Annotated in this window: 10 protein-coding genes; 2 read left to right on the top strand and 8 right to left on the bottom strand. The window is 37.6% G+C overall.

The genetic code is table 11. From position 1 onward, the window contains the following. Window positions 1-49: 49 nt before the first annotated feature. The 4 genes from KW850_RS11545 to KW850_RS11530 are packed head-to-tail and all read right to left on the bottom strand — an operon-like array spanning window position 50 to window position 1,781. Window positions 50-643: a hypothetical protein gene (locus tag KW850_RS11545; RefSeq protein WP_218347715.1), complete on the bottom strand. Its 594-nt coding sequence runs from the start codon at window positions 641-643 to the stop codon at window positions 50-52. Further along, window positions 643-1,314 carry a CHC2 zinc finger domain-containing protein gene (locus KW850_RS11540; RefSeq protein ID WP_218347714.1) on the bottom strand — a complete coding sequence of 224 codons (672 nt, stop codon included), beginning with the start codon at window positions 1,312-1,314 and terminating at the stop codon, window positions 643-645. Before KW850_RS11540 ends, KW850_RS11545 begins: the two co-directional genes overlap by 1 nt. Beyond that, complete coding sequence (locus KW850_RS11535; RefSeq protein WP_218347713.1) at window positions 1,295-1,579, bottom strand: helix-turn-helix domain-containing protein; 285 nt, start codon at window positions 1,577-1,579, stop codon at window positions 1,295-1,297. The genes KW850_RS11540 and KW850_RS11535 overlap by 20 nt, the downstream gene beginning before the upstream one ends. Window positions 1,580-1,592: 13 nt before the next feature. Further along, window positions 1,593-1,781 (bottom strand): hypothetical protein, encoded by a 189-nt coding sequence (locus tag KW850_RS11530; RefSeq protein WP_218347712.1) that lies wholly within the window; start codon window positions 1,779-1,781, stop codon window positions 1,593-1,595. 155 nt (window positions 1,782-1,936) lie between these two features. Here KW850_RS11530 and KW850_RS11525 point away from each other — a divergent pair, with 155 nt between their 5' ends. Together KW850_RS11525 and KW850_RS11520 are read left to right on the top strand one after the other, a co-directional pair. Further along, the gene (locus KW850_RS11525; RefSeq protein WP_218347711.1) at window positions 1,937-2,866 is read left to right on the top strand and encodes a hypothetical protein; all 930 of its coding nucleotides are present in this window, start codon (window positions 1,937-1,939) and stop codon (window positions 2,864-2,866) included. Between the two features lie 242 nt (window positions 2,867-3,108). Then, the gene (locus tag KW850_RS11520; RefSeq protein WP_218347710.1) at window positions 3,109-4,269 is read left to right on the top strand and encodes a tyrosine-type recombinase/integrase; all 1,161 of its coding nucleotides are present in this window, start codon (window positions 3,109-3,111) and stop codon (window positions 4,267-4,269) included. Between the two features lie 87 nt (window positions 4,270-4,356). Here KW850_RS11520 and sufB read toward each other — a convergent pair whose 3' ends face one another. The 4 genes from sufB to sufD all read right to left on the bottom strand — a co-directional run bounded on the left by sufB (window position 4,357) and on the right by sufD (window position 8,816). Beyond that, entirely contained in the window at window positions 4,357-5,754 is a 1,398-nt protein-coding gene (sufB, locus tag KW850_RS11515) for a Fe-S cluster assembly protein SufB (RefSeq protein ID WP_218347709.1), read from the bottom strand. A gap of 92 nt (window positions 5,755-5,846) precedes the next feature. Then, window positions 5,847-6,287, bottom strand: coding sequence for a Fe-S cluster assembly sulfur transfer protein SufU (gene sufU / locus KW850_RS11510; protein ID WP_218347708.1), 441 nt, complete (start codon window positions 6,285-6,287; stop codon window positions 5,847-5,849). Beyond that, window positions 6,277-7,506, bottom strand: a complete 1,230-nt coding sequence (locus KW850_RS11505) for a cysteine desulfurase (RefSeq protein ID WP_218347707.1) — start codon at window positions 7,504-7,506, stop codon at window positions 6,277-6,279. Before KW850_RS11505 ends, sufU begins: the two co-directional genes overlap by 11 nt. Next, window positions 7,506-8,816 (bottom strand): Fe-S cluster assembly protein SufD, encoded by a 1,311-nt coding sequence (sufD, locus tag KW850_RS11500; protein ID WP_218347706.1) that lies wholly within the window; start codon window positions 8,814-8,816, stop codon window positions 7,506-7,508. The genes KW850_RS11505 and sufD overlap by 1 nt, the downstream gene beginning before the upstream one ends. Window positions 8,817-8,818 lie beyond the last annotated feature (2 nt).

Genomic DNA, 8,818 nt, shown 5'->3' with positions numbered 1-8,818 from the left:
ACATTAAAGGAGATTCATATAGGCTTCGTGAGAAGCAAAAAGCTGGCATTCAGCCAGCTGTCTTAGAACGTTGATAATAGGGAATTTGGTTCCGTTGAAAAAAGGGAATTTTAAACCGTTGTTGACAATCATAATTAATGTTTATCTTTGTTGTGCTATAATCCAGCGGATTCCAGGAAGGAATAAACTTTGATTCCTCTTTGTCATGCTTAAAATAATAGGTTCCATTGGATAAAGTAAGGGCATATTCCCGCTTATCAAAAATATCTTCCTGGTTTTCATTCCAGGTAAAGTTTTTGATATGCTCCAGTGTTTCTCTTGTCAGGCTGATTTTGTTATGTTCATGTAGGTATTCACTTATTCGCTTTTTTAGATACTCAACTGTGTTATCTTTCCAAACGCCTTCCTGTTCGCTGAAATACTTGAAATTATTAGCATTCCGATAAATGGTTTCTTCTTCTACTACCAATTTAGCAAGCAAGTAATGATTAACCTTTATATAATTACCGTATTTTCCTTTGATTACTTTGAGATAAATCGGTAAATTTGTCTCTTGCGGCAGCTCTGCATCAACTTTCTGTTTAACTAATTGAGGAAAGGATTTTTTTAATTCTGCGGCTAATTCTTCTTCTGTTGCTGCCATTACTCTACCCCCTCCCCTAAAAGTTTCTTTTTAACAACCGGATAAATCTTTTCACCAACAAAATCATTAGCGTTAATGTAGTTATAAATTCTATCTTGCGGATCAAGGTCATCCGCTTCCGCAAGAAGCTCTATATACATATCAATCTTTGAAATTAAATTATAAACATTTTCAAATCGGTCCAAATCTCCAGGCTGCTTAATCCTTGTCCTGGTATTAACTTTCAACGTGTTTCTAAAATCAATTAGAAAGTTGAGTAATCCCTTTTCCCGTTCTTTAAAGTTTTGTACTAGCTCCTTATCTTCTGCTTTGGCTTTTATCTCCTGGAGATTTGGAGCGGCTTTCTGTAGCAAACCAAAATCTTCTGCGGCTAAATAAGCCGCCCTTACCTGTGAAACTCCTTTAACCAGGGAAACAAGTGTTACAACATCACCTTTCACTTCACATCCAAAACAGTGAAACACGTTTTTTTCTAAAGAAATGGAAAAGCTTGGAGTTTTCTCGTTATGGAATGGGCATGGAATCATCTTTGTTTTCCTTCCCCTAACAGCTGAAAGGTTTATGCCTAAGTAAAAATCAAGCCCTGCTTCCAGGCTTATAGAATCCTTTACAAGCCCAATTACTTCTCTTGGTGTTAGTTTTTTATAGTTTTTATAACTTTTCATCCGCATTGGCTTGTTTCTCAATCGCCCACATATCTATATAGCGTTCAACCTCTTTACGTGGAAAAAGCCATTTGCACCCTATCCGAATTCGGGGAAAGTTTGAATCACTTAAAAATACCTTTTCAATAGTAGGCCAGCTTAGGCTTAAGTATTTACATAGTTGCTTTGAATTCATAAGAAGGGCTTCAAGCTCAATTTTGTCTAAACGTGATTTAACTTCGGCCAAAAATAGGGCTTTTACTTCCTCCTCATCTAGTTTTATTTCGAGCATGTTTCCACCTCACTTATTTAACCTCTTTGATTTCCTTTATTGCTTCCAAAACCATTTCTCTTTGTTTTTGGCTCATGCAACTTTTCATCCAGTTCCGGATAGTGTTAACGTGTACGCCTAACCGAGAAGCAATTTCCCAATATGGAATTTCACCTTTTTGTTTAAGAATAGGGGCGTTCTCAGGTAAAACCTTAGTATCCACTTTAAATTCACCCTTTCTAAACCAATGTTGTTGTTTATTGTTGTTACCTGGTATATAATAATCGTATCAGCACTTGTTATGTAATTCAAATAAATATATACATTATTTCGTAACAAGACGTAACAATTTCATTTTTAAAAATGGAGGACTATAAAATGGACAAGTTTTATTATTGGCTTGATGGTAAGGAAGAATCTTTTTTCCCTACAGCTTCTGTTTTAGAGATTAATGAAAACAATCTTGATGAATTAAAAATTGAAGGCGCTAAGGCTTGGTTAGACTGCTTAGGAAAACATACAGGGAGATTTGTTTCTGTAGTCCCCCAGGAGTCAATGGGGAAAATTATTATTCCTGAAGGATTAGCTTGGGAATTTTCAAAGTTAAAAACTGAAGAAGGTATAAATAAGTTTGCTAATAGCTACGGTCTGCTTGGAATTAGCACACCCGGTCAAGTAGAAATAAATAAGGTTAAACTTAAAAGAGACCTTTATTCTGACTCTTCTTATTTTATCGATTTACCCATTGGCCAATCCGATTGCGAGCCTATAGAATTATGGCATTTTCATATTAAACAAATGCAAAGAATCCTAAAGTTATATGAAGCATTAATTAGTATTCATAAGGGAGAAATGGAAGAGAGTGAACTTGAGGATAAATTATTAACTGTAAAAGAACCAATAGGTGGAAGCTGCCAAATTTTATGGTGGGATGGATCATGGACTGGGTTTACAGCTGATGAGAAGGAAATGGAAAAAGAGGTAGACTTTTTAAAACTTGCCAAGGGATTATTAGCACTTAAAGTTAATTCAATTGGGAATCAAGACATTAAAATGATTCCTGAAACAATTATAACAGGAAAACCACCTTTAGGTTTTACCATTAAGGAATGGATATATACCCCACATCTGATAAGGGCCATTTATCATGATCTCTGGCAAGTAGTAGCTAATAATGAACCTGTTCATATATGTGAAAATCCAAATTGTAAATTGCCTTTTAAAAAGGTAAAGCGGCAAAAATACTGTTCAAATGCTTGTAAACAAGAAGCTTATCGAATCAGAAAAGCATCGCAGAAGAATTCATAATTAAATTGCTAAGAATCTTCAAAATTACAATTAAGGAGGCCATTATGATGGCAAAATTCAGGCAACGAGAGAAAAAAATGAAGGTATCATATTTTTTTAGGGCTGGACCCACTTAAAAAAAAACGCAAGGAGGATATCTTAAGGTGGCTTTTTCAGGACAGGCTACTGACAAAAGGAGGAAAGAGCAAAAATAAAAACCGTTATCGAAATCGTTTTAAAGGATTGAAAGGGGATAAGGAAAGATGGCAACATTCAGAAAGTTACCAAGTGGAAAATGGCAAGCACGTGTATCAAAAGATGGTAAAGAAAAAAGTATTGGAACATTCCGCACGAAAAAAGAAGCGGAAATTGAAGCTGCAAAAGTTGAAGAACGGATTTATTATGGTCAAACATTAAATGATAGAAATATGCTATTTGATGAAGTAACAAAGGATTGGCTTGAACATAAAAAAGCTAATGTAAAGGAATCAACATTTGTACAACTTGAAGTGATTGTTAGAAATCACATTTTACCCACTTTTGGACATAAAAAAATTATGACTGTTCGTAGAACTGAAATAAAAAGATGGATTGCCAAATTCGGTGAACTAGATGAAAACGGAAAAGAAAAATATTCATTTGGCTCAAGGCTAAAATATCTTTCAGTTATGAAAAGTATTTTACATCACGCTGTACATGAACTTGAAGTGCTTGAAAAAAATCCAGCTGATAAATTAAGAGTTCCGGTTAAAGATAGTGTAGCTATGCAAAAAGAAGATGAAGTTAAATATTTTAGCCTTGAAGAATTAAACAAACTATTGGATTTCATGAAAACATATAAGCATCAGCGATTCCCTGAATATCAGCTTTATTACATGCTTATGTTATTCTTAAGCAAAACCGGCTTAAGAATATCTGAAGCATTAGCCTTAAGATGGTCTGATATCGATGGTGATAAGGTAACGATCGATAAACAAACAAGAAGAGATAATAACAATAATGTAATCCTGACAACATTAAAAAATGCTTCTTCATATCGCTCAATTAAAATTGATCAAGATTTAGTTCGTGAATTAAAGAAGTTTAAATTGAAGCAAAATGAATTAATTTTAGGAAATAAAAGATTCGGTAAAAATGAGGATAGTATCATTTTTCAAAATTATCATGGTCATTATTTAACACCTTCTATTGTTCGTGAAATGATTCAAAAATACTGTAAAAAAGCCGGTGTAGAATATAAAGGCACTCACGTGTTTAGACATACACACGCTGTTCTACTTCTTGAATCCGGTGCAAGTCTGAAATATGTATCTAATCGATTAGGACATAAAACCATCAAAACAACAGCGGATACGTATCTGGATATAACTGAAAAAATAGAAGAAGACGAACTTCAAAAGTTCGCCTCCTACACTAAAAGATAAAATCAAATCGGCACAAAATCGGCACGCAGTCAATTTTACATTTTATAATAATCGTTCAAACCCTTGATATACAAAGGTTTTTATTTATTAACCGATAGAACCTTCCATTTCGAACTTGATAAGACGGTTCATTTCAACGGCGTATTCCATTGGTAGTTCTTTTGTAAACGGCTCGATAAAGCCCATAACGATCATTTCAGTTGCTTCTTGTTGTGAAATACCACGGCTCATCAAGTAGAAGAGCTGCTCTTCAGAAACCTTAGAAACCTTCGCTTCATGCTCAAGTGAAATGTTATCGTTCAAAATCTCATTGTAAGGAATCGTATCAGATGTCGACTTGTTATCCATAATTAATGTATCACATTCGATATTAGAACGGGCACCGTCTGCCTTACGTCCGAAGTGAACGATACCGCGGTAGGTTACTTTACCGCCATGCTTAGAAATGGATTTAGAAACGATTGTTGATGATGTATTTGGTGCTAAATGAATCATTTTCGCACCAGCGTCTTGGTGCTGACCTTTACCAGCAATTGCAATCGATAAAGTCATTCCACGTGCGCCTTCGCCTTTTAAAATAACGGCTGGGTATTTCATTGTTAATTTCGAACCGATGTTGCCATCAATCCATTCCATTGTCGCATTTGCTTCACAAACCGCACGCTTTGTTACAAGGTTAAAGACGTTATTCGCCCAGTTTTGGATCGTTGTATAACGGCAGTATGCATCTTTTTTAATTACAATCTCAACAACAGCACTGTGTAAAGAGTTTGTTGTATAAACTGGTGCTGTACAACCCTCAACATAATGTACGTGTGCGCCTTCATCAACAATGATTAAGGTACGCTCAAATTGACCCATGTTCTCAGAGTTGATGCGGAAGTATGCTTGTAACGGCGTATCCACTTTCACACCAGGTGGTACATAGATGAACGAGCCGCCAGACCAAACTGCTGAGTTTAGTGCAGCAAACTTGTTATCCGTTGGCGGAATTACTTTTGCCCAGTGTTCGCGGAAAATATCTTCATTTTCTCTTAGAGCAGAATCTGTATCTTTAAAGACGATTCCTAAATCTTCGAGTTCTTCCTTCATATTGTGATAAACTACTTCTGATTCATACTGTGCAGATACCCCAGCAAGGTACTTTTGCTCCGCTTCAGGAATTCCTAGTTTATCAAAAGTAGCCTTGATTTCTTCAGGTACTTCATCCCATGATTTCTCAGATTTCTCAGATGGTTTTACATAATAAGTAATTTCATCAAAGTTTAATGCATTCAGATCGCCGCCCCATTGTGGCATTGGCATTTTGTAAAAATGCTCAAGCGACTTCAAACGGAAGTCTAACATCCATTGTGGTTCGTTCTTCAACTTAGAAATTTCTTTTACTATATCAGCTGTTAAACCGCGCTTAGATCGGAATATGGAAACGTCTTTATCGGCAAAACCATATTTATAATCACCGATTTCCGGCATTTTTTTCGCCATCGTCGTGTTCCTCCATTCTTAGAAAAGCGGAAGTGCCTTATTTTAGGCACTAGATTTGGACCCTGCCCTCTCGCATCCGCTTTTTCTTATTTTTATTCTTTTTCCTCTTCTTTCAGTCCTTTTTCCATTGCCTTCCACGCTAATGTCGCACATTTGATACGGGCTGGGAATTTGGCCACACCTTGAAGTGCCTCGATATCACCTAAATCGATATCTTCGTCATACTCTTTGCCTTGCATCATGTCAGAAAAGATGGTTGATAGCTTTAAGGCTTCTTCAACCGTTTTCCCTTTTATAGCCTGGGTCATCATTGAAGCTGATGACATGGAAATAGAACAGCCTTCGCCTTCTTGCTTTGCGTCCACCACAATTCCATCGACTACTTTTAATGTCAATTGAATCCGGTCTCCGCATGTAGGGTTATTCATATTAATCGTCAGACTGCCATCTTCTAAAACACCACGGTTGCGTGGGTTTTTATAATGATCCATTATCACCCGACGGTAAAGATTATCTAAATTATTAGAAGACATCGCTGAAATACTCCTTCGTTTTAACAAGTCCTTCAACAAGTTTATCTATATCATCTTCTGTATTATACAAGTAAAAGCTTGCACGTGCTGTTGCAGAGGCTTTTAGCCATCGCATTAACGGCTGGGCACAATGATGTCCTGCACGTACCGCAATACCTTCCGCATCAAGAACAGTGGCCACATCATGCGGATGAACATCACTGATATTAAAGGTGACAAGTCCTGCCCGCTTCGCTGCGTCTAATGGACCATAAATAGTCATTCCTTCAACTGTTGCCATTTTTTCTAACGCATAGGCAGCAAGTTTATGTTCATGTTCAGCAATCTGGTCTAAGCCCACTTCATTTAAAAAGTCGATGGCTGCCCCAAGACCCACAGCGCCTGCAATAATCGGTGTGCCACCTTCGAATTTCCATGGCAGTTCTTTCCACGTAGATTCATACAATTGTACGAAATCAATCATTTCGCCGCCAAATTCGATTGGTTCCATATTTTCAAGGAGATGTTTTTTTCCATAAAGAACACCAATACCGGTTGGACCGCACATTTTATGTCCTGAAAATGCAAGAAAATCACAATCTAAATCTTGAACATCAATACTCATATGTGGTGCACTTTGTGCCCCATCGACTACCATAATTGCTCCATTATCATGGGCAATTTGCGCAATCTCCTTGACTGGATTGATGACGCCAAGCACATTAGATACTTGCATAACCGAAACGACTTTTGTGTTTGCTGAAATGGTTGCTCGTACATCATCGAGCGAAATCGTTCCGTCTTCTTGGAGAGGAATATACTTCAACTGGGCACCTGTCCGTCTAGCCACTTGCTGCCACGGAATGATATTACTGTGGTGCTCCATATAGGTAATGACAATTTCATCGCCCTCTTTTAGGTTTGCTGCAGCATAACTCGCTGCCACGGTATTAAGCGACGTTGTCGTTCCTCGAGTAAAAATCACTTCTTGTGTGGACTTGGCATTGATAAACTTACGAACCTTTTCCCTAGCCCCTTCGTAAGCATCAGTTGCTCTTGTTCCTAGTGTATGCACTCCACGATGGACATTGGAATTGATTTCACGATAATATTTTTCAATCGCCTCGATTACTTGGAGCGGTTTTTGAGATGTTGCAGAACTATCCAAGTATACCAATGGCTTCCCATTAACCTCTTGATCTAAAATCGGAAATTGTGCGCGAATATCCTTGATATTCATTAGCGTACTTTCCTTTCAATTACTTCAGTTAACTGTTCCTTGACTCCTTCGATCGGAAGTTGATTAACAACTGGTGCCAAGAATCCATGGATAACTAAGCGTTCTGCTTCTTCTTTTCGAATTCCGCGGCTCATCATGTAGTACAGTTGAATTGGGTCAACACGGCCTACAGATGCTGCGTGACCAGCCACTACATCATCTTCATCAATTAAAAGGATCGGGTTGGCGTCGCCACGTGCTTTTTCACTTAACATAAGGACACGTGATGTTTGTTCCGCATCCGATTTAGATGCACCATGCTCAATTTTGCCAATTCCATTAAAAATGGTAGTAGCACTATCCTTTACAACACCATGATTCAAGATGTTTCCAATCGTATGTTTTCCGAAATGAACAACCTTAGTCGTAAAGTTCTGCGTTTGGTCGCCACGTCCGACAACCACTGTTTTTGTATCACCAGATGAACCATCGCCAAGAAGGTTCGTTGTATTTTCTGAAATGGTATTGCCCTCATTCATTAAACCAAGAGCCCATTCAATTTTAGCATCTCTGCCAGCTACACCGCGACGGTTCACATACGTAGTAATACCTTTAGCCAAGGTATCTACAGCACCATATTGGACTCTTGCATTTACATTCGCAACTACTTCAGTCAAGATATTTACCAATGCATTCGATGTTTCTACAGTGGAAATGTAGTTTTCAACATAAGTTACGGCACTATTATCTTCCGCCACTACAATTACATGGTTAAACAAATTGGCTTCGGCATTATCTTGGATAAACACTGCCTGAATCGGTTCAGAAACTTCTACATTTTTCGGGATGTATAAGAATACTCCTCCATTGATAAGGGCCGCATTTAGAGCCGTTAAACGATGTTCATCGGCATTGATTGCCTGAGTTAAATAATACTTTTTCAGGACGTCACCATGTTCTTTTGCAGCTGTAAAAATATCCGTAAAAATAACACCTTTGCTTTTTAGTTCTTCTGACAAAGATAAAAAGGCAGGAGTTTGATTGCGTTGAATATATAAATTTTTATTTTCAGCTTCCATATCGATTAGTGCTTTCACTTCATCTGGTAATTCAGCGAGAGAAGCAATGGGAGCACTTGTTACCGTATGTTGAGTAAACTGGGTGAAGTTCCATTTATCAATCTTTGTTTTATCAGGTCTAGGCATTGGAAGTTGCTCGAAATCAGTTAATGCCTTAAGACGGAGCTCTTCGAACCAAGCAGGCTCGCTCGTTTCTTTTGAATAGGAACGAACATTTTCCTGATCAAATGATAATTTGATTTCTGTTGTCATTG

Source organism: Bacillus sp. sid0103 (genome assembly GCF_019219025.1).
Note: the sequence above shows the minus strand (reverse complement) of the source record. Positions and strands in the feature narration are given on the sequence as shown.

Excerpts from the sequence above, each read along its gene's own strand:
- KW850_RS11545 (WP_218347715.1), bottom strand. The coding sequence starts at position 643 with ATGGCAGCAACAGAAGAAGAATTAGCCGCAGAATTAAAAAAATCCTTT.
- KW850_RS11540 (WP_218347714.1), bottom strand. The coding sequence starts at position 1,314 with ATGCGGATGAAAAGTTATAAAAACTATAAAAAACTAACACCAAGAGAA.
- KW850_RS11535 (WP_218347713.1), bottom strand. The coding sequence starts at position 1,579 with ATGCTCGAAATAAAACTAGATGAGGAGGAAGTAAAAGCCCTATTTTTG.
- KW850_RS11525 (WP_218347711.1), top strand. The coding sequence starts at position 1,937 with ATGGACAAGTTTTATTATTGGCTTGATGGTAAGGAAGAATCTTTTTTC.
- KW850_RS11520 (WP_218347710.1), top strand. The coding sequence starts at position 3,109 with ATGGCAACATTCAGAAAGTTACCAAGTGGAAAATGGCAAGCACGTGTA.
- sufB (WP_218347709.1), bottom strand. The coding sequence starts at position 5,754 with ATGGCGAAAAAAATGCCGGAAATCGGTGATTATAAATATGGTTTTGCC.
- sufU (WP_218347708.1), bottom strand. The coding sequence starts at position 6,287 with ATGTCTTCTAATAATTTAGATAATCTTTACCGTCGGGTGATAATGGAT.
- KW850_RS11505 (WP_218347707.1), bottom strand. The coding sequence starts at position 7,506 with ATGAATATCAAGGATATTCGCGCACAATTTCCGATTTTAGATCAAGAG.
- sufD (WP_218347706.1), bottom strand. The coding sequence starts at position 8,816 with ATGACAACAGAAATCAAATTATCATTTGATCAGGAAAATGTTCGTTCC.